The sequence below is a fragment of the Metabacillus bambusae genome (genome assembly GCF_017497975.1).
Taxonomy (GTDB): Bacteria; Bacillota; Bacilli; order Bacillales; family Bacillaceae; genus Metabacillus; species Metabacillus bambusae.
On the sequence record NZ_JAGDEL010000023.1, the window covers coordinates 87,107 to 107,674 of the forward strand.

20 protein-coding genes are annotated in these 20,568 nt (G+C 35.0%); 16 read left to right on the forward strand and 4 right to left on the reverse strand.

Annotation, left to right across the window (positions count from 1 at the left end; all coding sequences use genetic code 11):
* Positions 1-236 precede the first annotated feature (236 nt).
* Both I7822_RS22985 and I7822_RS22990 read left to right on the forward strand, forming a co-directional pair.
* A complete protein-coding gene (locus tag I7822_RS22985; RefSeq protein ID WP_207981402.1) occupies positions 237-1,334 on the forward strand; it encodes a M24 family metallopeptidase in 1,098 nt (365 codons plus the stop codon).
* Positions 1,335-1,366: 32 nt separating this feature from the next.
* Entirely contained in the window at positions 1,367-2,068 is a 702-nt protein-coding gene (locus tag I7822_RS22990) for a thermonuclease family protein (protein ID WP_243459634.1), read from the forward strand.
* A gap of 56 nt (positions 2,069-2,124) precedes the next feature.
* Here I7822_RS22990 and I7822_RS22995 read toward each other — a convergent pair whose 3' ends face one another.
* On the reverse strand, positions 2,125-3,171 hold the full coding sequence (locus I7822_RS22995; protein ID WP_207981403.1) for an EAL domain-containing protein: 1,047 nt from the start codon (positions 3,169-3,171) through the stop codon (positions 2,125-2,127).
* A gap of 652 nt (positions 3,172-3,823) precedes the next feature.
* Between I7822_RS22995 and pfkA the strand changes: the two genes are divergently transcribed.
* A complete protein-coding gene (gene pfkA, locus I7822_RS23000) occupies positions 3,824-4,783 on the forward strand; it encodes a 6-phosphofructokinase (protein ID WP_207981404.1) in 960 nt (319 codons plus the stop codon).
* A gap of 807 nt (positions 4,784-5,590) precedes the next feature.
* On the opposite strand, the gene I7822_RS23005 is transcribed toward pfkA, so the two are convergent.
* On the reverse strand, positions 5,591-5,806 hold the full coding sequence (locus tag I7822_RS23005; RefSeq protein WP_207981405.1) for a hypothetical protein: 216 nt from the start codon (positions 5,804-5,806) through the stop codon (positions 5,591-5,593).
* 251 nt (positions 5,807-6,057) lie between these two features.
* Between I7822_RS23005 and I7822_RS23010 the strand changes: the two genes are divergently transcribed.
* Positions 6,058-6,333: a hypothetical protein gene (locus tag I7822_RS23010; RefSeq protein WP_207981406.1), complete on the forward strand. Its 276-nt coding sequence runs from the start codon at positions 6,058-6,060 to the stop codon at positions 6,331-6,333.
* 163 nt (positions 6,334-6,496) lie between these two features.
* Positions 6,497-6,580 (forward strand): putative holin-like toxin, encoded by an 84-nt coding sequence (locus tag I7822_RS30745; RefSeq protein WP_372442211.1) that lies wholly within the window; start codon positions 6,497-6,499, stop codon positions 6,578-6,580.
* Positions 6,581-6,940: 360 nt separating this feature from the next.
* On the opposite strand, the gene I7822_RS23015 is transcribed toward I7822_RS30745, so the two are convergent.
* Entirely contained in the window at positions 6,941-7,369 is a 429-nt protein-coding gene (locus I7822_RS23015) for a hypothetical protein (protein WP_207981407.1), read from the reverse strand.
* 232 nt (positions 7,370-7,601) lie between these two features.
* On the opposite strand from I7822_RS23015, the gene glcT reads away from it, so the two are divergent.
* The 6 genes from glcT (at position 7,602) to splB (ending at position 14,394) form a co-directional block, all read left to right on the forward strand.
* Complete coding sequence (gene glcT, locus I7822_RS23020; protein ID WP_207981408.1) at positions 7,602-8,441, forward strand: glucose PTS transporter transcription antiterminator GlcT; 840 nt, start codon at positions 7,602-7,604, stop codon at positions 8,439-8,441.
* A 248-nt stretch (positions 8,442-8,689) separates the two neighbouring features.
* A complete protein-coding gene (ptsG, locus tag I7822_RS23025; protein WP_207981409.1) occupies positions 8,690-10,798 on the forward strand; it encodes a glucose-specific PTS transporter subunit IIBC in 2,109 nt (702 codons plus the stop codon).
* Between the two features lie 91 nt (positions 10,799-10,889).
* Positions 10,890-11,156 (forward strand): phosphocarrier protein HPr, encoded by a 267-nt coding sequence (locus I7822_RS23030; protein WP_207981410.1) that lies wholly within the window; start codon positions 10,890-10,892, stop codon positions 11,154-11,156.
* Positions 11,156-12,877, forward strand: a complete 1,722-nt coding sequence (gene ptsP, locus I7822_RS23035) for a phosphoenolpyruvate--protein phosphotransferase (RefSeq protein ID WP_207981411.1) — start codon at positions 11,156-11,158, stop codon at positions 12,875-12,877. The genes I7822_RS23030 and ptsP overlap by 1 nt, the downstream gene beginning before the upstream one ends.
* 157 nt (positions 12,878-13,034) lie before the next feature.
* Positions 13,035-13,277: a transcriptional regulator SplA domain-containing protein gene (locus I7822_RS23040; RefSeq protein WP_207981412.1), complete on the forward strand. Its 243-nt coding sequence runs from the start codon at positions 13,035-13,037 to the stop codon at positions 13,275-13,277.
* Between the two features lie 88 nt (positions 13,278-13,365).
* A complete protein-coding gene (gene splB, locus I7822_RS23045) occupies positions 13,366-14,394 on the forward strand; it encodes a spore photoproduct lyase (protein WP_207981413.1) in 1,029 nt (342 codons plus the stop codon).
* 108 nt (positions 14,395-14,502) lie between these two features.
* Here splB and I7822_RS23050 read toward each other — a convergent pair whose 3' ends face one another.
* Positions 14,503-15,165 carry a GNAT family N-acetyltransferase gene (locus I7822_RS23050; RefSeq protein ID WP_207981414.1) on the reverse strand — a complete coding sequence of 221 codons (663 nt, stop codon included), beginning with the start codon at positions 15,163-15,165 and terminating at the stop codon, positions 14,503-14,505.
* A 154-nt stretch (positions 15,166-15,319) separates the two neighbouring features.
* On the opposite strand from I7822_RS23050, the gene I7822_RS23055 reads away from it, so the two are divergent.
* From I7822_RS23055 to I7822_RS23075, 5 genes are all read left to right on the forward strand, one after another.
* Positions 15,320-16,105 (forward strand): SDR family oxidoreductase, encoded by a 786-nt coding sequence (locus tag I7822_RS23055; protein WP_207981415.1) that lies wholly within the window; start codon positions 15,320-15,322, stop codon positions 16,103-16,105.
* Between the two features lie 162 nt (positions 16,106-16,267).
* Positions 16,268-17,134 carry an NAD(P)-dependent oxidoreductase gene (locus I7822_RS23060; RefSeq protein ID WP_207981416.1) on the forward strand — a complete coding sequence of 289 codons (867 nt, stop codon included), beginning with the start codon at positions 16,268-16,270 and terminating at the stop codon, positions 17,132-17,134.
* A gap of 14 nt (positions 17,135-17,148) precedes the next feature.
* Positions 17,149-17,577 carry a GNAT family N-acetyltransferase gene (locus I7822_RS23065; RefSeq protein ID WP_243459635.1) on the forward strand — a complete coding sequence of 143 codons (429 nt, stop codon included), beginning with the start codon at positions 17,149-17,151 and terminating at the stop codon, positions 17,575-17,577.
* Positions 17,578-17,811: 234 nt separating this feature from the next.
* Complete coding sequence (locus tag I7822_RS23070; protein WP_207981418.1) at positions 17,812-19,908, forward strand: peptidoglycan D,D-transpeptidase FtsI family protein; 2,097 nt, start codon at positions 17,812-17,814, stop codon at positions 19,906-19,908.
* A 230-nt stretch (positions 19,909-20,138) separates the two neighbouring features.
* Positions 20,139-20,321 (forward strand): hypothetical protein, encoded by a 183-nt coding sequence (locus I7822_RS23075; protein ID WP_066330880.1) that lies wholly within the window; start codon positions 20,139-20,141, stop codon positions 20,319-20,321.
* Positions 20,322-20,568 lie beyond the last annotated feature (247 nt).

The following is a 20,568-nucleotide window of genomic DNA, read 5'->3' on the forward strand; positions in this document are numbered from 1 at the left end:
ACTTCACGATGGAGTAATCTGCTTTCAACTTTCTATTTTGTCCATCATTTTGGGAAACTAAACAAGAAAGATTATCGATATGTCAGAAACCCTTTTATATAGGGAGTTATAGTGTCAAGTGTGAACTAAGAATAGTGATGAATCCTGGACTAGAGCCTTCCTGATGAATCAGTTTTTTCTAATCAACTCTAGATGTGATATCATTATATTAATATAGTTTGAAAGGTAGTGGAAATGTGCAAAAGCGTCTTACTAAACTTACGAATTGGTTAAAAGAGAATGAAATTGATATGTGTTTTATTCAATCTAAGGAAAATGTCTTTTATTTAACAAACTTTTATACTGATCCACATGAAAGATTAATGGGGTTATTTTTGTTCAAAAATACTGAGCCGTTCTTCGTTTGTCCGCAAATGGAAGCTAGTCAAGCGAAGGATGCAGGCTGGGATTATCAGATTGTAGGCTATGGTGATCATGAAAATCCATGGGATTTAATACAACAAATTGTTATAAAACAGAAACTATCTATTCAAACACTAGCGATTGAAAAAGAAGTAACATCGTATAGTAGAGTTGAAAGCTTGCTACAAATTATAAAACCTGGTCAAGTTGTACCTGTTGAAAATATTTTGAATGAGCTTCGTGTTATTAAAGATGAAAAAGAAGTTTCGATCTTAAAACAAGCTGCAGAACTTGCAGACTATGGGGTTCAAGTTGGGATTAATGCTCTTAAAGACGGTGTATCCGAAATGGAAGTTCTTGCTACAATTGAGTACGAACTAAAGAAAAAGGGTATCCGTGAAATGTCCTTTTCAACAATGGTGTTATTTGGAGAAAAATCAGGTCAACCCCATGGGAATCCAGGGGGAAAGATGTTAAGTGATGGGGACTTTGTTTTATTTGATCTCGGTGTTATCCTTGATGGCTATTGCTCGGATATTACGAGGACATTTGTTTATAAATCACATACTGAACAACAAAGGCAAATCTATGAAACAGTGTTAAAAGCGCAATTAGCTGCACTACAAGCAAGTAAAGCAGGAAATCGTATCGGTGAGCTTGATTCACTTGCAAGAGCAATTATAACTGATGCAGGATATGGAGATTATTTCCCTCATCGTCTAGGACATGGTTTGGGGATAAATGTTCATGAATATCCGTCAATGAGTCATACAAATGACGAGGTACTAAAGGAAGGCATGGTGTATACAATCGAACCTGGAATATACATACCGACTATTGGTGGAGTTAGAATTGAAGATGATGTGCTCATTACTAAGAATGGATTTGAAACATTAACAAAATTTTCAAAGGAGTTTACTATTATTAAATAATCGTAATTAGTGTTCTGAAGGGGAAAAGTATATTGAGAAAATGGATAATCGTAGTCATCATCTTAATGCTTACATCTGGTTGTTCACTTCAACAAAATGATTCTCGTTTTATTGCCGCTGAAGTATTAAGAGTTGTAGATGGTGATACAGTAAATGTACAAATCAATGGGAAAGAGGAAACAGTAAGACTTTTATTAATTGATACACCTGAAACAGTTCATCCTTCTAAACCAGTACAACCATTTGGTCCCGAGGCTAGTAGCTTTGTAAATGAGTTGTTGAATGGAGCAAACGTTCAATTAGAGATGGATGCTGGTGAACGTGATAAATATGGGAGACTGCTAGCCTATGTATATATTGACGATCAAATGGTCAATGAAATGCTGCTTGAAAAAGGTTTAGCCAGGTTAGCTTATGTTTTTGAGCCAAATACAAAATATGTTGACGATTTTTCTGCAATTCAAAAGAAGGCACAGCAACAGAGGATTGGAATTTGGAGTATTGAGAATTATGCAACAGACCAAGGCTTTGCAGATAATGAGATTCAAGAAAATAGAAATGAAGAAACTGTAATAGCACCTGAAGGCTGCACAATTAAAGGAAACATTAATTCCAAAGGGGAGAAGATATATCATACAGAAGAATCCCCTTCTTATAAAGTTACAAAGCCTGAAGAAATGTTTTGTTCTGAAGCAGAAGCAATTTCAGCAGGTTACCGAGCAGTAAAAAGATAAATGTAACGTAAAAAAGAGGATGACACATTAGTAATGGTGCTTCCTCTTTAGTTTGTCTACACAGTCATTTTAGCATTTTTAATACCAAGTGTACTCGGTGTTTCACTTGGTCTACCAATATAATATCCTTGACCTAAATGAACACCGAGCAATTTTAAATAATCATATTCACCCTTCTGTTCAATCCCCTTAGCAAGGACACAAACATTTAGCTCATTAGCAACTTGAAGAATATCTTTTAAAAAAGTTTGTTTATCCTTGTTAAGATGACATTCTTGAATAAACTTCTTATTAATACTTAAATAATCTGGTTGAATTGTTGATAGCTTGTCTAAAGTAGAGAAGTTTGAGCTAACATCATCAAGTGAAACCTTCATTCCATGATCTTTATATGTTTTTAGGATGTTTATTAAATGATTTAAATCTACAATATTCTCTGTTTCTGCTACTTCAAAAACAAGATCGTCAGGCGAAACTTTGTATTTCTCGACAATTTGATAGGTTTGTTTGAGACAAAGTTCTGGATTAGAAATAGAAGACGGAATAAAATTAATAAAGCTTTTAATCCCTTTTGGGAGTTTATTGTAGCGTCCTTGTATAGCAACCTCTTGAGCTTTCTGATCTAAAAGAGATAGCATATTTGTTTTTTTAGCCACCTCGAATAATTGACTTGGGAAAATCGATTGATCCTTTACACGAAGCAGGGACTCATAACCTAAAATTGATTCATTTTCCAAGGTTACAATCGGTTGAAGAAAACTGATAAATTCTCCGTGTTTAATAATATCTACAGTATTTTCATGGAATGTATGTTCATAAATCGTTTTCAATGAATATATGTCAAATGAGTCTGGGAGTTCCTCTTGATGAATAGATCCTTCGTATGTAGAAATATTATCCATTTCATAGTGGATGAATGAAAGGTATTCTTTAAGATCTCCTTTCGTTTTATAAGCAATACAATAGTGGGTAGATGTTATTTGAGAAAAATATAGATTATTTAAAACCTCAATTAATTTCATGTCATTATTCGGAAAAACGGAAAAATATCCTTCAGGATAGATTGAAAGAGGTTGAAAATTTGAATGACAATTAACGTCCAACTATATCCCCTCACTTCTCTAAATATTTGATTTTTCTAATTTTATCAAATTTTATCCAAAAGTAAAACGATTACATCTATGAAGGGTCATTAATGTGCACTTAGTTGTGCGAATTATTATTCAAGAACCGTGTCAGATAACCGTTAACTCTCAATTATTTCTAAAAGTTTACAATTTGGTAACAAAATTTTTATTTAAAATTTTGTTTATATTAAAGAATTCCCCTTTTAAAAGTTCTTTTCTAAGAGATTGTTGCTTTTAAAACAAAAACTATTTCAGGTTGATTGGAGCGGATTACGAGACTCCTGCGGGAGAAGAGGGGACAGGTGAGACACATGCAGGTGTTTACGACGAGGAGGCTCACCCGCCCTCCCCGCGGAAAGCGAGCATCTCTCGCTGCAATCAACCACACCGCATTACTTGGTAAATAGCAACAAAGTTTACGAAAACAGCATTTTTTAATGTAGGAAAAACTTTATCTAAATAGTTTAGAAAGCTATGAACAGGAAACGATATAGTGAGACTCCCATTAGTAAGGTTTAACTACGCTATAAATTGGGATATAGTAATTTCAATATACATATTTTGAACCAAAACGATAGTGAAGGCCTATAATAACGTAACTGCTTTTAATTAATAAGGAGGCAATTTTATGAAGAAAATTGCAGTTTTAACAAGTGGAGGAGATTCACCTGGTATGAATGCTGCCATCCGTGCAGTTGTTAGGAAAGGAATTTATACTGGTTTAGAGATATATGGTGTTTACTATGGTTATGCTGGTCTAATGGAAGGCAATATAAAAAAGCTTGAATTAGGCTCTGTTGGTGACATTATTCATCGGGGTGGGACAATTCTGTATTCATCAAGATCGGAAGAATTTAAAAAAGATGAATCACAACATAAAGCAATCAAGCAACTTAGAGAACTTGGGATTGAAGGACTTGTTGTCATTGGTGGGGATGGTTCATATCGAGGCGCTGCAAAACTAACTGAAAAGGGTTTTCCTTGTGTTGGTTTACCAGGAACGATTGATAATGATATACCAGGGACTGATTACACAATTGGGTTTGATACAGCATTAAATACTGTTATAGGAAGTATTGATAAAATTCGTGATACAGCGACATCACATGATCGAACATTCATTATTGAGGTTATGGGAAGACATGCAGGTGATATTGCTCTTTTTTCAGGTCTTGCAGTAGGTGCTGAAACAATATTAATTCCCGAACGACCTTATGTAATTGACGACGTTGTTCAGAAACTTCAAAAAGGGATTGAACGTGGGAAAAAGCATTCCATAATTGTCCTTGCAGAAGGTGTAAGTTCTGCTAATGATCTCTCAAATGAATTAATGGAAAAGTACAAATTAGAAACACGAATTTCTGTGTTAGGTCATATTCAACGTGGTGGTTCTCCAACAGGCTTTGATCGTGTCTTGGCTTCTCGTGTAGGGGCACGAGCAGTTGAATTATTGGTAGAAGGAAAAGGGGGACGTGCGATCGGAATGCAAAAGCAGGAAATTGTTGACCACGATATTATTCAAATACTTAAGCAAAAAGATGCTCTTCCAGAAGGTGTTTATACGTTATCACAACAATTATCGATTTAGGAATGGAAAATGGAAAGAAGCTGACTTTTGATTAGTCAGCTTCTTTTTAGTTGGTTCATTAAAATTATAAGTTGTTTTCGCAAACTTTGTTGCTTTTTACCAAGTAATGCGGTGTGGTTGATTGCAGCGACAGTTGCTCGCTTTCCGCGGGGCGGGCGGTGAGCCTCCTCGGCGTAAAAACGCCTGCATGAGTCCTGTCCCGCTGCTCCCTCAGGAGTCTCGCAATCCGTTCCAATCAACCTGAATTAGTTTTTGCTTTAAAAGCAACAATCTTTTAGAAAACAGCCAAATTATAAAACCCTCAAATTAATGTTCAGTCTTACAATTGTTTAGTATAATTATGTAAACATGTTTTGGTATCATTAAAGCTGCAGTTTAGATGAAACGAATATGATGAGTGAAGCATTCCAATTGTTTGACGCATTTAAGATATAAGCCCTTCCTCTCTTATATCGATACGGCTCCTAGGCCGCGCCACTAAACACTAGCGTCTGTAGGTATCTTCTTGAAGTCATCATTTCGTAGCGCGCTACTTATGTAATACCCTCGTTTTTCTTGAGAAAACCTATAATTCAATATTCATAACTTTTCTTTACAATATGTGTTTAACGCTGAGGTGTTACTAATTGAAAATCCAGAATAACTATTTAATAATGAGCTGACTAACTAAACAACGTTAGCCAGCTTTTCAATTTTGCTTTAAGTGATAAATGATGTTAGAAGTATTGAAAGAAAAAATTGGTAGGTACTTCAGGAGGGATGTAGCATGTAAAGCATCATGCGAAGTAAACCGTGTATTTGTCTATTTTAAGATACTTTAGTTTTTTTACTCCAGCTAGCTGATAAAATTTGCTCTAATGAAAAGCTACGAATTTGATTGCGTAAATAACAATATGCGACTATTTTTTCTTTGCTTATTCTTCTCACCAAAACCTTTCTTTGTGAAAACTCCCCACATTTTGATAAATAAATAATTTCAATAGGTACCTGATTTTCTAAGCTAAGTTTTAGATATTGTTTCAACAAATTCACCTCCCATACATATCTAGTTTTATTATACACGAACGTACATTCTTTTATGCAAAAAAAACGAAAATACGTTCGTGTTTTTGAATTTAGTTTAATTTTTATGAGGTAGCAAGGCGCTTACTCATTTCTTATTAAGTTTTGCCATATTTTCCAGTTTGAGAACGTATGATGATAAAAGGAATATACCTGGAATTAGTTAGGTATTCAACTTCCTCATGTTAAAGAGTTGAAAGGGGAGAATGAAGATGACTGAACAGGAAAAAGTAAAGTTAATACAAGAAATCTCAGAGGATATCATTCGAATTTCTGTAAAAGATCTAAAAGGTAAGAATAAAAGTGACCATGAAAAGGCGGTTGAATTATTAGCAAGGGCATTATATGATTTTTCTGCACTATATTTATCACCACAGTCGGTTCATGAAGAAGCACTGAAGGGAACGGTTGCCAAAGTGAAAATTGCTTTTAATATATTAGATCGAATGAAAAAAACAAATGTTGTCGTAACAAGAATAAACACATGATAAAATTGGTTATTTGGTTGTACGAAAGCGGTATATTTAAGCTGTTACTTAGGATGAAATAACTAAATAAGAACATATGTTCCATTAGTGGTTAAGTTTATGATACAATTAATTTGCAGTCAACTAGATCAAACAAGCCCCTTTTGAAAGGGGGTGATGCTTGTTGACAATATATGAAAGCTTAATTGTTATGTTTAGTTTTGCTTCATTAATTGTGACGATTTTAGCTTTTTCACAAAAAAAATAGACCTTGGATAGGTCTGCTAATCTTATGTGTGATCTAATTGTGACTGCAGACTGTGGATGCGGCAACATCCACGGTCAATATTACATATATTATATCATATCGAGAAATATGATTCAGTAAAGATCTGTAAAATGAAAAAGACGGATTAATCCGCCTTTTTACAAAAGATTTATTTGTTTTTCTTTTTTTGCTTTTTAGGTGTCATTTCATTTGAGAATTCAGTTTCCATAGCTTGATTCTGTTGTTGTTGAAATTGTTGTTCTTTACTATCATTACTTTTCTTCAATTGATTTCACCTCCGAAAATAACTATTTTTAACCCGCTCATAAGTGTTAGTTAAAACTTAAAGAAATATACGTATTAGTTTAAATTTAATTTTTCAATTAGTGGCGAAAAATTATATTCGATATCAAAAAACATAGGTGAGTTCTCGTCGTTATATAAAATGATTTTACCCTGTTCTTTTGTAGTAGGGTTATATAATAGTAAGACTTCGCTCACAATATCTTCAAACCATTTATTTTTTATTTTTAGTGATTTTGTTAAAGGTATTTTTATTAAGTAACCCTGCTTTGGGATTGGGTTTGCTTGCACAGTTACCCGTGTTATTGATTTGATTGCTTTCTCTACATCTTTATCTACTTCTTCAGTACTATCGAGCTCCTTTATTATTGTACTAGTCTCAATATCTAAAACTTTAATCGTTTCATCTGATGCAGCAATCGTTTTGATATTTAAAAATAAGCTAATGCAAAAAAGGAATAGAATGATTTTTATGCATTTTCTCAAATTAATCACCTCGTTTATACCATTCCCTATAAATTCCACCTTACATGTGTAAATTTTGGCTAATTAAAATGTAAAAGAATAGGTCAAACCTCTTTCGTTAGTCTTTTTAACTCAAATAATTGTCAAGGGGTTTTTTTACTATTTTTTTCTACAAAAAGTGACAAATTCATTGACGTTCCTTGTTAACTTATGTACGATAAATAAGATTCAATGAAAAGGAGCTGTGGATTTCGTGAAGGAGTCCTTTGAAATAAAAAAATCACTAAATAACAATGTTTTAATTGCCAGGCATAATTCGTACGGTGAAGCTGTTTTAATAGGTAAAGGAATTGGTTTTGGGAAAAAGCAAGGCGATATCATTGAGGATTCTGGATATGAAAAAATGTTTGTGCTAACCAATCAGAAGGAGCAGGAACAATACAAAATGCTATTATCAGATATTGATGAGGACATGCTTGATGTTGTTCAAGATGCGATCCAATATATTTCTGAACGGGTTGAGCAGCCACTAAACGAACATATTCACATCTCATTAACTGATCACATAACATTTGCTTTAAAGCGTTTACAGCAAGGCATGGATCTGAAAAATCCATTCTTAGTTGAAACGAAATCTCTTTATCCCTTTGAATTTCAGCTTGCTAAAGAAGTTATCGAACGAATTAATCAAAGACTAAATGTACAGTTACCTGATGGTGAAATAGGGTTTATCGCATTACACATTCATAGTTCTATTTCAAATAAGCCCCTATCAGAAGTCAATCAGTACTCACAATTAATTAGTAAATTAACAGATGTCATTGAGGAATCATTAAAAATTGTAGTTGATCGAGAAAGTGTTAACTATTTAAGGCTAATTCGACATCTTCGTTATACAATTGAAAGGGTTAACTCTGGCGAAACAGTAGCAGAACCAGAAAAATTAGCTTTTTTGTTGAAAAAGGAATATCCGTTGTGCTACAATACTTCTTGGAAAATGATTAAAGTAATGCAACAGTCATTGAAAAAACCTGTTTATGATGCAGAGGTTGTTTATTTAACAATGCACTTATATCGTCTAACTAATAAATAAAAAAATAAATGTAACCGATATTATTCACGTGTTACTGATACGATCAGGCATGAGTGAACAAGAGGTGTTTTTATTTGCTATTTTGGGGAAGTATACCTATTAGCAGATAAATCTCTGTTCACCATGCCTTTTTTATTTGTTTTTAGACATCTGTCTAGGTTGTAAACGGTTAAAGCACAAAGTGATTTTACTATTTCATTGTTGTTTTGTTGCTCTTTGTCATCACAATATATATGGAGGTTATCAACATGTTTAAAAATGCTTTCGGCGTCCTTCAAAAAATAGGACGTGCTCTAATGTTGCCGGTTGCATTATTACCAGCTGCCGGACTTTTATTGGCATTGGGTAATGCTTTACAAAATGAAACTTTAACTAATCTTGCTCCATTTTTAACTAGCGATTGGGTTGTTTTAATTGCGAGTGTAATGGAAAACGCAGGTAATATCGTATTCTCAAATCTACCTGTTTTATTCGCCGTTGGGGTTGCAATTGGTCTTGCTAACGGAGATGGTGTTGCTGGTATTGCTGCTTTAATCGGATATTTAATTATGAATGTTACGATGAGCAGTATTTTAAAAGGCTTGGGTGTAATGCCTACAGATTCGGCAGCATTAGCAGAGTTTTTAGCAAGTCATAGTGCTGCTTATGGAAATGTACTTGGTATCCCAACATTGCAAACAGGTGTTTTCGGTGGGATTATTGTTGGTGTTTTAGCATCCTATATGTACAATAAATTCTTTACAATTGAATTACCACAATACTTAGGCTTCTTTGCCGGAAAACGATTTGTTCCAATTGCAACAGCAGCCTCAGCTGTATTACTTGGAATTCTCATGTACTTTGTATGGCCACCAATTCAATCTGGCTTAAATGCATTCTCAACAAACTTGTTAGATGCAAATAGAACGTTAGCTGCTTTTATTTTCGGTGTGATTGAACGTTCATTAATACCATTCGGTTTACATCATATTTTCTATTCGCCATTCTGGTTTGAATTTGGTTCTTATGTGAACGCTGCTGGTGATACTGTGCGTGGTGACCAGACGATATTCTTCAACCAAATTAAAGATGGTGTACAAGATTTAACTGCGGGAACATTTATGACTGGTAAATTCCCATTCATGATGTTTGGATTACCTGCTGCTGCATTAGCAATTTATCATGAAGCAAAACCTGAGAATAAAAAAGTTGTTGCTGGTTTAATGGGTTCTGCAGCATTAACTTCATTCTTAACAGGTATTACAGAACCACTTGAATTTTCATTCTTATTTGTGGCTCCGGTTTTATTTGGAATACACGCAATTTTTGCTGGTTTATCATTTATGACCATGCATCTATTAGATGTTAAAATAGGTATGACATTCTCTGGTGGACTAATTGACTTCTTACTGTTTGGGGTATTAAACTCACAAACAAATTGGTGGTTAGTAATCCCGGTAGGTTTAGTTCTCGCGGTTATTTACTACTTCGGATTCCGTTTTGCGATCCGTAAATGGAATCTTGCAACACCTGGTCGTGAAGATGCTGATGTCGAAACATCTGATTCGGGTGATTCAAAACCAACAACTGCTGGTGAATTACCAGTCCAAATTTTAGAATCACTTGGTGGTCAAGAAAACATCAAACATCTTGATGCATGTATTACTCGTTTACGTGTAACTGTAAATGATGCAAAAGAAGTAGATAAAAACCGATTGAAAAAGCTTGGCGCATCTGGCGTATTGGAAGTTGGTAATAATATTCAAGCAATCTTTGGACCAAAGTCAGATAACTTGAAAACTCAAATCCAAGATGTAATGGCTGGAAAAAAACCAAGAGTAAATAAAACACATTCTCAAACTCAAGAAGTACAAGAACAAGTTGAAGATGTTGTGGCAGACGGTTTGAAAAATAATGTTGTAGAAGAAACACTTGTTTCACCTCTTACAGGAGAAATAAAGGATATTACTGAAGTCCCTGACCAAGTATTTTCAGGAAAAATGATGGGTGATGGATTTGCAATCTTACCAACAAATGGAACGGTTGTTTCACCTGTTAACGGTAAAATTTTAAATGTGTTCCCTACAAAGCATGCAATTGGGATTCAATCAGACGGTGGAAAAGAAATCTTAATTCACTTCGGTATTGATACAGTAAATCTTAAAGGTGAAGGTTTTGAAACATTTGTTCAAGAAGGTGACATTGTAGAGCAAGGTCAAAAATTGCTTGAAGTGGATCTTGAATATGTGAAACAAAACGCACCAACAGTTATGACACCAATTGTTTTCACTAACCTTAAAGAAGGCCAAACAATAAAACTACAAGCAAAAGGTCATGTAACTGCTAAAGATGAGAACATAATTTCGATTGAACAATAAGGAATAAATACGCCACACTTGTCTTTTGATTCGTGTGGCTGATAAAATAGTATTTTGTAGAATATTGTAACTTAAAGGAGAATGATGAAAAATGGCAGAAAAAACATTCACAGTAACAGCAGAAACAGGAATTCACGCTAGACCAGCAACAGTATTAGTACAAACAGCAAGCAAATTTGATGCAGATGTTAACTTAGAATACAATGGCAAAACAGTTAACTTAAAATCAATTATGGGTGTAATGTCTTTAGGTATTCCTCAAGGCTCTCAAATTAAAATTATTTCATCAGGTGGAGATGCGGAAGAAGCAATCGCAGGTATCGAACAAACACTTAAAAATGAGGGGCTTGGCGAATAATGAGTGCGAACTTAAAAGGGATAGGAGCTTCAGCGGGTATTGCGATTGCAAAAGCGTATCGCTTGGAGGAACCTGAACTTAAGATTGAAAAAAAAGAGATAACAGACAAAGAAGCTGAAAAGCAGCGTTTTGAACAGGCAATCACCCAGTCAAAAGCTGAGCTTGAAAAAATTAAAGAGCATGCTAACCGTGAGTTAGGTGCGGATAAAGCTGAAATTTTCGCTGCTCATTTATTAGTATTAAGTGATCCAGAGTTGCTTAATCCTGTATTGGATAAGGTAAGCACTGAAGGCGTTAATGCTGAATTTGCAATGAAAGAAACGGCTGATATGTTTGTTTCAATGTTTGAATCAATGGACAACGAGTATATGAAAGAACGCGCAGCAGATATCCGTGACGTCACAAAACGTGTAATCGCACATTTGTTAGGTGTTCAAATTCCAAATCCTAGCTTAATTTCTGAGGAAGTTGTGATTATTGCAGAAGATTTAACACCTTCTGATACTGCACAGTTAAATCGTCAATTTGTACAAGGATTTACAACAGATATTGGTGGACGTACTTCTCATTCAGCAATTATGGCTCGCTCAATGGAAATACCAGCAGTAGTTGGTACGAAACAAGCTACATCCAGTATCGAGAATGGTGTCATGGTAATTGTCGATGGACTTGATGGAGATGTAATTATTGATCCTTCATCAGAAGTTATTGCTCAATATGAAGAGAAAAAAGCAAAATACCAAGCTCAAAAAGCAGAATGGGCGAAGCTAGTTAATGAGCCAACTGTTACAAAAGATGGCAAACATGTAGAGCTTGCAGCGAACATTGGCACACCTGATGATGTAAAAGGTGTATTAGAAAATGGAGGAGAAGCAGTCGGTCTATACCGTACTGAGTTCCTTTACATGGGTAGAGATCAGCTTCCAACAGAGGACGAACAATTTGATGCCTATAAAACTGTTCTTGAAAGAATGGAAGGTAAACCAGTTGTTGTTCGTACACTAGATATCGGTGGAGACAAAGAGCTTCCATACTTAAATCTTCCAAAAGAAATGAACCCGTTCTTAGGCTTTAGAGCGATTCGTTTATGTTTAGAAGAACAAGACATTTTCCGTACTCAGCTACGTGCATTATTACGTGCTAGCAGCTATGGTAATTTAAAAATCATGTTCCCGATGATTGCAACTGTCTCTGAATTTAGAGAAGCAAAAGAAATTCTTTTAGAAGAAAAAGAAAAGCTAGTTGCAAATGGTGTACAAGTATCAGATTCAATCGAAATTGGTATGATGGTGGAAATTCCATCTACAGCTGTAATGGCTGATCAATTTGCAAAAGAAGTTGACTTCTTTAGTATTGGAACGAATGATTTGATTCAATACACAATGGCTGCTGACCGTATGAACGAGCGCGTTTCATATTTATATCAACCTTATAATCCAGCGATTTTACGCCTAATTTCAATGGTTATTGATGCAGCACATAAAGAAGGAAAATGGGCTGGTATGTGTGGAGAAATGGCAGGCGATCAAATTGCCATTCCATTATTACTTGGTCTAGGACTTGATGAGTTCTCAATGAGTGCTACATCGATCCTTCCTGCACGTACACAAATTAAAGAGCTTTCTAAAGAGCAAGCTCAAAGCGTAAAAGAAAAAGTTTTAGCAATGAGCACAACTGAAGAAGTTGTTGAATTTGTTAAAGAAACATTCCATATATCATAACATCAAAGGACAGGTTACTAGCCTGTCCTTTTTTATGTTGTTCAAATATTTCTGGGGTACGAAAAGAGTTGCTCTCTGATGAATTTTTCGCTTTTATATTATGAAGCAAGTTGGGGAACCTACCTTAAGAAGGTACATTTTAGGAGGTTGTGTTTCAATGGAAGGAAACAATTTTCAGATTGGTGAAGAGGTATACGTTATTTACAGAAATCCGCATGCTGCCAATGTAGCTAATATTGAAAAGGCAGACATCGTAGAGCATCCTAATAAACCTAAAGAGTTAGCCTTGTTTCTTCACGATGCTTATCACCCTTTAGCTGTCGATGATGCTGTTTTTTCAAGCTTTGATGAGGCTGAAGAGCTATACAATCAATTATTTGATTATCAACAATACGATTAACAGGAAATATTTATTTCGATTAACAAATAGAAGTTAAGCAAAGGTTAATCAAATAGATGTTCTTTTCTATTTAGGAGATGAGATCAAAATGATTAAACCATTTGTACCACAATTAGTATATATTGAGCCTAGGGCTTTAGAATATCCTCGTGGTGTAGAGTTGAAAGAGAAATTTCGGAAAATGGGGCTTGAGATCAGGGAAACAACATCTCACAATCAAGTTCGAAATATTCCTGGTAATAATCATCTTCAGCAATATCGCACAGCAAAGTCTACGCTTGTAGTAGGTGTGAGAAAAACATTAGAATTCGATAGCTCCAAACCTTCAGCAGAATATGCAATTCCACTCGCAACTGGTTGTATGGGTCACTGCCATTATTGCTATTTACAAACAACAATGGGAAGTAAGCCATACATACGGACATATGTAAATGTTGATGAGATCCTTAATCAAGCTCAAAGCTATATGGAAGAGCGTGCTCCACAGATTACCCGTTTTGAAGCATCATGTACTTCAGATATTGTTGGGATCGATCATTTAACACATTCATTAAAATCAGCCATTGAATTTTTTGGTCAAACTGATATGGGAAGATTGCGTTTTGTAACGAAATTTCATCATGTCGATCATTTATTAGATGCAAACCACAATGGAAAAACAAGGTTCCGATTTAGTGTTAATGCTGATTATGTTATTAAGAATTTTGAACCAGGAACCTCATCATTGGATTTACGTATCGAGGCTGCAGTAAAAGTGGCAAAAGCAGGCTACCCATTAGGCTTTATAGTTGCACCAATTTATATCCATGAAAACTGGCAGGAAGGCTACAAAGTATTATTTGAAAAGCTTGATGCCCAACTTCCATCAGATGTAAGAGATGATATCACCTTTGAAATGATCCAGCATCGGTTCACCAAACCAGCCAAACGAGTCATCCAAAAAAACTACCCCAAAACAAAACTTGAATTAAATGAAGAAGAAAGACGGTACAAATGGGGAAGATATGGAATTGGAAAATACATTTATCCAAAAGATCAAGAACAAGAGCTTCGTGAAACACTTGAGGATTATGTCGATCACTACTTTCCGAATGCAAAGGTTGAATATTTTACGTAAAGGCAGGGAGTAGACCTGTCTTTCTTTTATGACTACCGTGTTATCCGACATTTGCTAGGGAAAGTCCCTGTGTAGTGCCTATACACAGTTGACTTTGCTGGTACATTTCTATGTAAATGGATTTTTCCATTCCATCAGCATACCATAATGACAAGAGTCCTCGTCCTCCAAATAATTTTCCACAGGACACAACGGTGTTCTACCACATCGTAATAAGAAAGACATAACTGGATCCTTTAACTTGCCAGTTAATACTGCGTCCACATACTCATTAATCGAGAGATCTTTACTAACTTTATGATAGCCTGGTAACCTTCCTCCTCCTAACAATCTTTCCAAATTTAACGAGATTACAATTTCATACATCGATTGCATTAACCATTTACCCACACCTAATTTCCGATAGGAAGGTGCAACACAAATATCAACAACATACAAAGAATTACCTGTAGGAAGATGATTAGTTATATACCCATTATCTGTGGCCTCCTCCCAAGAATGATTTTGATCGTTATGATCAAAATGAACGATTAATCCTGTCATAGAACCAATAATCTTACCGGCAATTTCAGCACAGATGGCCCCTTCAGGAAATAAGTTCACATGATTTTGTAGCTGGTCTGTATTCCACCATAGCTCAGGAGGAAATGGAGGTGGAAAGCTTTCCTGTTGAATTGCAATTAACTGTTCAAAATCAGTTTGTGTATACTGACGAAAAACGGTCTTAACAGGTATACCATCATTAAATAAATAAAGTTCTTTCCAAAACATTTCAGTTACCTCCAATTAAAAGAATTGTATGAAAAAGGAATAGCAACCTAAGATTTCATTTTCTAATAAGTATTAATTTTCAGGAGACTTTATTTTATGCGTCATTTAGAAAGTGATAAAATAAACGTATCTTTTACATAAGGGGTGTCGGAAAATGAATCTAGGTTTTCAAGGGAAAAACGCAATTGTTATTGCATCAAGCCAAGGATTAGGAAAAGCTATTGCCCAAAAGCTTGCAGCACAAGGTGTAAATGTCATGATATCCAGCCGTGAACAGGAAAAATTAAAAGCTGTAAAAAACGAACTATTGCTTTCTAGTAAAGGGAAAATAGAATATAAGGCGTGTAATATAAAAAATACAAATGATATTAAACTACTCATTGAAGCAACGGTAGACGCATTCGGTTCAATTGATTTCCTTGTTAATAATGCAGGAGGGCCACCAGCTGGAACATTTGAAGAAATGACAGATGATGATTGGCAACATGCCTTTGAATTAAATCTATTAAGTTATATTAGAATTATGAGAGAAGTTTTACCACATATGAAGAAAAACGGAGGGAAAATTGTCAATATTGCCTCATCCTCGGTAAAAGAACCGATTCCAGGATTGATCTTGTCAAATACTTTTCGAACAGGAATAGTCGGCTTAACAAAAACACTAGCAAGCGAGTTTGCTCCATATAATATCTTAATTAATACGGTTGCACCAGGTAGGATTGCTACAGAACGAGTAGCATTTTTAGATGCGAATGCAGCGGAAAAACAAGGAATGACAAAACAAGAAATTGAGGAAAAAATGAAGAAGACGATACCGTTAGGACGATATGGAGAGCCAAGTGAATTTGCAAATTATGTAAGCTTCCTATTATCTGATGCCAATAGTTATATGACGGGACAAACGTTGTTAATTGATGGTGGTATGTTGAAGTCGATATAAATGGTGAAGATATGATAACTTATCCGAAATTTAAAAAAGGTGCGACAATTGGTGTGTCAGCACATCCTCTGCATAGTTGGAAGTAGAAGATGGTTAGGTTATGATTCGTCAATCCTTTATTTGATGTCATAAAGTAAATATTACTAATAGGGAGGAAACAAAATGAAACCAACAGTTGGATTTATCGGACTTGGCGTTATGGGGAATAGTATGGCAAATCATGTTTTGAAAGCAGGTTATCCTTTAAATGTCTATACAAGGTCGAAAGAAAAAGCGGAAGAACTTCTCAATGCAGGAGCAAGCTGGAAGGATTCTGTAAGCGAACTTTCTAAAGCTAGTGATATCATTATTACAATGATTGGCTACCCAAAGGATGTAGAAGAAGTTTATTTAGGTGAAAATGGGATTTTACAAGCAGCAAAACCGAATACATATGTAATTGACATGACGACATCACAGCCATCATTAGCTAAAAAAATTTATGAACAAGCTAGAGAAAGGGATTTATATGCACTTGATGCACCAGTTTCAGGTGGGGATATTGGTGCAAGAGAAGCAAGACTAGCAATTATGGTTGGTGGTGATAAAGCTGCTTTTGAAACATGTTTACCACTGTTTGAACTCATGGGGAAAAATATTGTTTATCAAGGAGATGCGGGTTCTGGTCAGCACACAAAAATGTGTAATCAAATTGCAATCGCCTCTGGTATGATCGGTATTTGTGAAGCGATCGCTTATGCAGAAAAATCAGGCTTAGATGCATCCAATGTACTAAAGAGTATCTCAACAGGTGCTGCAGGAAGTTGGTCACTTAGTAATTTAGCGCCTAGAATGCTTGCAGATGATTTTGAACCAGGCTTTTTTGTAAAGCATTTTATAAAGGATATGGGGATTGCTTTAGAAGAATCTGGTAACATGAATGTAAACACGCCAGGGTTAGAGCTTGCCCATAGACTTTATGAACAGCTTGCTGAGTCAGGAGAAGAGAACAGTGGTACTCAAGCGTTACTTAAGCTATGGAAGTCCTAATAAGGAAACTTCTAATGCAAGAGCCTGCCCCATTTGAGCTCTTACTTGAAGCAGATCCTTCTCTTGAAAAAGTAGAAGCAAATTTAAAAACGGGTACTACCTTTATAGCTGAAAATAATCATGAGATCATAGGTATTATTATAGTTGTTCCTTTAGGAGAAATAGTAGATGAAATTGTCAATTTAGCAGTTAGAAAAGATTTTCGAGGAAATGGAATTGCTAAACAGCTTATTGAATTTGCAGTTGAAAATAGTAAAGACAAAGGGAAAATAGAAATGCTAGTTGGTACGGGGAATTCTAGTTTAGATCAATTGGCACTTTATCAAAAATGTGGATTCCGTATATTTGCTATAAAAAAGGACTATTTTATTGATAACTATAATGAAGTCATTATTGAAAATGGAATACGATGTATGGATATGATTATGTTAAAAAAAGAATGATCAGCAATAATAAAATTTTTATCATCTTGAAACTAATTCAAATGGAAAATATATATGTCTAAAAGACAATGTGACTTCACATTGTCTTTTTCAATGTACCATGTTGTATTCACATTATTTTAATAATCTAAGGCTATAACTACACCTATGTTAGTGGTAAAATAAAGGGTGGACTAAAATTATAATATGAGCCTATTTTATAGATTCTAAAAAACAAAAAGGGAGGAACCTACTATGACAGAACAAGGCGCAAATGCATCTGAGCATCGTAAACTTAAAAAATCAAGATATGTTAGGATTAACGTATTCTTTTTCCTTGTCTTCTTACTTTTCGTTGCACTTATCGTTCGTTTAGGTGTCGTTCAAATTGTACAAGGTGAAGAATTTTCAAAGGAAGTAGCAAGAACTGAATCAGATTATGCAAGCTTACCTGCTCCTCGCGGGAAAATGTATGATCGTTACAATAGAGTAGTTGTTGACAACGAGAGTGTACCAGCAATTACATATACTGTTGACAAAACAACAAAGGCTGAAGACAAAATTGAAACTGCAAAAAAGCTTGCAGAGTATATTAGTTACGAAACTGAATTTTTAGATGAAGAGCTAAAAGATCGAGATATAAAAGACTATTGGTTAGCGTCACATCCTGAAGAGGCTAAGGATCTGCTTTCAAAAAAAGAATTAGAATTAAAGCCATCAGAAACGTATAAATTACAAGTTGAACGTGTACCTGAAGGTGAAGTGGCAGATATTAAGAAGAATAATCAAGAAAAAGAACTTGCCTATATTTATACACGTTTCTCCTCAGGTTATCAATATGAACCACAAGTTGTAAAATCTTTAAATTTAACAGATAAAGAAGTTTCTCTCGTTGCAGAGCATTTAGAAGTGCTCCCAGGTGTGGATGTAATCACTGATTGGGGAAGATCTTATCCTTACGAGTCATTGCAAACGATCTTTGGTGGAATTAGTTCACCTGAACAAGGAATTCTTCAATCGCGTGAGGATTATTATACAGCAAGAGGCTATGCTCGAAACGAACGGGTAGGAACCTCCTATCTTGAATATCAATATGAAGATTACTTAAATCCTCAAAAAGCAAAGGTCGAGTATGTTTCAGATAAAACTGGAAGCATTGTTTCTGAAGAAGTTGTTGATGAAGGACAAAGAGGGTATGACCTAAAGCTATCATTTGATATGGAGCTGCAAATGAAGGTCGAAGAGATCGTAGAGGATGAATTACGAAAAGCAAGCTCAAGTCACATTTTAATGGATCGAGCGTTTGTTGTGATGATGGATCCTTATCAAGGTGATGTTTTAGCAATGGTTGGTAAGCAACTTAATGCTAAAAATAGAAGTGGAGAAATGCTTGACTTTGCATACGGGGCATTTGCTACCCAGTATGAAGCCGGCTCCACAGTTAAGGGAGCAACTGTCCTTGCTGGGTATCAGGATGGTATGCCGCATAATCAAGGTTATTACGATACAACTCTTTATATTAAAGGAACACCACCAAAAGGATCTTATAGTAATCTTGGATATGTAAATGATTTAAGCGCCTTAGAGCGTTCTTCTAACGTTTATATGTTTTATGTAGCAATGAGAATCGCTGACGTTACGTATGGAAAAAATGAACCGATAAATGTCACACAAGAAGATTTTCAGAAGTTAAGAAATTATTTTGCGCAATTTGGTTTAGGGGTTCCAACAGGTATAGATTTACCACAAGAGTCTGCAGGTTTAATAAGTACCCCAGATACTGGTGGTAAACTTTTAGATATTGCTATTGGCCAATTTGACACATATACTCCACTTCAATTAGCTCAATATGTATCGGCTATTGCGAATGGTGGTTATCGTGTTCAACCACGAATTGTAACAAGTATTCATGCACCGGTTATTAACGGAGAACTTGGTCCAATAGCTGTTGATAAATCTCCTAACATATTAAATAAAGTAAACAACTCATCAGAAGATATTGAACGAGTACAAGAAGGATTTAAACGTGTAGTTTCCGGAAGTCGTGGGACAGCTAGGGCATATATTAAATATGATGTAGCTGGTAAAACCGGTACATCACAAACTAATTATTATGGACCGAAACGTCAATACTGGGGAAAAGAAACGAATAACTTAAATTTCGTTGGATATTATCCATCAGAAAATCCTCAGGTAGCATTTAGTGTTGTTGTTCCATGGGCAAGTAATGATAGTGATGCTGTAAACAAACATATTGCTAATCGAATCGTCAAAGCTTATATAGATCTTCAAAAGAAATACGTAACAACAACTGAAATAGACATGAAAGAAAGTACAAAAGAAGAGGATTAATAGCTATTTTCTTTTGGGCATAGGGTTAACTCAAAGTGAATTTTTTAAAAAAACAGAGTCTAAATCTCATGAATTAGACTCTGTTTTTTTATATTGGATAGTGCAGAATTTAGAATTTCACTTATAACAACTAAACACTTTAACATATATTTCTTTACTTACTCCCACACATAAATTCCTTTTATTTTTCACAAAATAAGCTTGTTATAAAATAAAAGGAGTGAAATAATTTGGCAAAACGTACAAAGAAAAACGATCCACAACAAAAAAATAAAAAAGGCTTTGATTCAGCAGTCATTGATTCAGAATTTAGTCATGAGCTAGGTAGTGCAGCAACAAATAAAATTCATAAAGACAAAGCGAAAAAAGAAAAGGCATCCAAAAATAATGGAGAATATAAAGGAAGTCATTAAGAGAGACCATGTGTCTCTTTTTTTTTTTTAGTTTTTACATTGTTTCCGCTATGAGAAGATGAAGAGTTTGTGAGATTCATAATCAGATAATAGTAGCTGATTCGTAAATCTGAAAAGAGCATATATGTGAACTTTTTCTAATTTAGAAAAGGTAATTAACCTTTAAGAGCGAATACATATTTCTATGGTCGAATATATTTACCCAAAAGAATCTTCTTTATCGGCACTTCAATCTGCAGAGAAAAGC

Excerpts from the sequence above, each read along its gene's own strand:
- I7822_RS23050 (WP_207981414.1), bottom strand. The coding sequence starts at position 15,165 with ATGTTTTGGAAAGAACTTTATTTATTTAATGATGGTATACCTGTTAAG.
- pfkA (WP_207981404.1), top strand. The coding sequence starts at position 3,824 with ATGAAGAAAATTGCAGTTTTAACAAGTGGAGGAGATTCACCTGGTATG.
- I7822_RS23060 (WP_207981416.1), top strand. The coding sequence starts at position 16,268 with ATGAAACCAACAGTTGGATTTATCGGACTTGGCGTTATGGGGAATAGT.
- I7822_RS23070 (WP_207981418.1), top strand. The coding sequence starts at position 17,812 with ATGACAGAACAAGGCGCAAATGCATCTGAGCATCGTAAACTTAAAAAA.
- I7822_RS23065 (WP_243459635.1), top strand. The coding sequence starts at position 17,149 with ATGCAAGAGCCTGCCCCATTTGAGCTCTTACTTGAAGCAGATCCTTCT.
- ptsP (WP_207981411.1), top strand. The coding sequence starts at position 11,156 with ATGAGTGCGAACTTAAAAGGGATAGGAGCTTCAGCGGGTATTGCGATT.
- I7822_RS23055 (WP_207981415.1), top strand. The coding sequence starts at position 15,320 with ATGAATCTAGGTTTTCAAGGGAAAAACGCAATTGTTATTGCATCAAGC.
- splB (WP_207981413.1), top strand. The coding sequence starts at position 13,366 with ATGATTAAACCATTTGTACCACAATTAGTATATATTGAGCCTAGGGCT.
- ptsG (WP_207981409.1), top strand. The coding sequence starts at position 8,690 with ATGTTTAAAAATGCTTTCGGCGTCCTTCAAAAAATAGGACGTGCTCTA.
- I7822_RS23040 (WP_207981412.1), top strand. The coding sequence starts at position 13,035 with ATGGAAGGAAACAATTTTCAGATTGGTGAAGAGGTATACGTTATTTAC.
- I7822_RS23030 (WP_207981410.1), top strand. The coding sequence starts at position 10,890 with ATGGCAGAAAAAACATTCACAGTAACAGCAGAAACAGGAATTCACGCT.
- I7822_RS23010 (WP_207981406.1), top strand. The coding sequence starts at position 6,058 with ATGACTGAACAGGAAAAAGTAAAGTTAATACAAGAAATCTCAGAGGAT.